Origin of the sequence: Lysobacter sp. ESA13C (genome assembly GCF_019970005.1) — a bacterium.
Classification (GTDB): Bacteria; Pseudomonadota; Gammaproteobacteria; order Xanthomonadales; family Xanthomonadaceae; genus Lysobacter; species Lysobacter antibioticus_B.
Genome location: NZ_JAHXYK010000029.1, coordinates 1 through 1,612, shown reverse-complemented (window position 1 = coordinate 1,612; position 1,612 = coordinate 1). Strand labels below are relative to the sequence as shown.

Annotated in this window: 1 protein-coding gene; it reads right to left on the bottom strand. The window is 68.5% G+C overall.

What is annotated here, in order from left to right; translation table 11 throughout:
* The coding region (locus tag LC490_RS24185; protein ID WP_223621891.1) for an amino acid adenylation domain-containing protein at positions 1–1,612 on the bottom strand (1,612 nt) is incomplete at both ends.

The following is a 1,612-nucleotide window of genomic DNA, read 5'->3' as shown; positions in this document are numbered from 1 at the left end:
TGCGTATACGCCTGCCCATCCGGCGCCGGCAGCGCGCTGCGATCCAGCTTGCCGCTCGGCGTCAGCGGCCATTGCGCCAAATGCACGTACGCCGCCGGCACCATGTAGTCCGGCAGCGCCTGCTGCAGCGCCGTGCGCAGCGACTGCGCGCTCAACGCCTCTTCGGCCAGGTAGTACGCGATCAGCCGCTTGTCGCCCGGCACGTCCTCGCGTGCCAGCACCACCGCCTCGCGTACCCCCGGCTGCGCCACCAGCCGCGACTCGATCTCGCCCAGTTCGATCCGGAAGCCGCGCACCTTCACCTGGAAATCGTTACGACCCAGGAACTCGATCGTACCGTCCGGCAGCCAGCGGCCCAGGTCGCCCGAGCGATACATCCGCGCCTCGGGGACCGCACTGAACGGATCCCGCACGAAGCGCTCCGCCGTCAGCTCCGGCCGATTCAGATAACCCCGCGCAACACCCACGCCGCCGATGTACAGCTCACCCGGCACCCCGATCGGCGTCGGCTCGCCGCGCGCATCGAGGATATAGATTCGCGTATTCGGAATCGGGCGGCCCAGTGGCACCGAGCGTCCCTGGTAACGGTCGAACCTATTACCGAGCACGTGCGACGCCACCACCGCCGTGCATTCGCTCGGACCATAGCCATTGACCACGTCGGGCCATGGCTGCTTCAGCTCGAGCAGCGGCGCGGCCTGGATCGGCTCGCCGCCGAGGATGACGCGCCGGACACCCGTCAGCGCACCTTGACCATCGGCTGCGATCAGCGAATGGAATGCGCTCGGCGTCATGTTCATCACGCTGGCGCCGGCCCGGCCGATCAGCCGGACGATCGCATCGGGATCGAAATGTCCGAATGCCAGCACGAGGCGACCGCCGGTGACCAACGGCGACAACAGATTCTTCTGCGTCAGGTCGAAGCTGTACGACGTCGCCACCAGCATCCGGTCGCGCTCGGTAAGCTGCGCCGCCCCCCGATACCAGTGGATCAGGTTCTGCAGCCCGCGATGCTCCACCATCACGCCCTTGGGCTGGCCGGTGGAACCGGACGTGTAGATCACGTACGCCAGATGATGCGGCGACAACGCGCCACGGACCGGATCGTCTGCCGGCGCGTCCTGCCACGGCGCCCGATCCGCATCCAGCGTCAGCACCGGGATACCCGCCGGCCATGCCAGCAAGGTCTGCAGCGACTGCTGCGTCAGCACCGCCACCGGCGCGCTGTCCTCCAGCATGTACGCCAACCGATCCGCCGGATAGCCCGGGTCCAGCGGCACATACGCACCGCCCGCCTTCAGCACCGCCAGCAGCCCCACCACCATCCCCGGGCTCCGCTCGACGCATAGGCCCACCCGGTCGTCCGGCTGCATCCCCAACGAACGCAGATAATGCGCCAGGCGGTTGGCCTGGGCGTTCAACTCCGCGTACGTCAGGCTCGCTTCGTCCTGCACCAGCGCGATCGCGTCCGGCGTCTTCGCCGCCTGCGCCTCGAACAGCTCGTGCACCAGCCGGTCGACCGGATACGGCGCGTCCGTGGCGTTCCACGTCTCCACCACCAGTTGCCGCTCGGCCTCGGGCAGCAACCTCAGCGCCGACACCGGACGCTGCG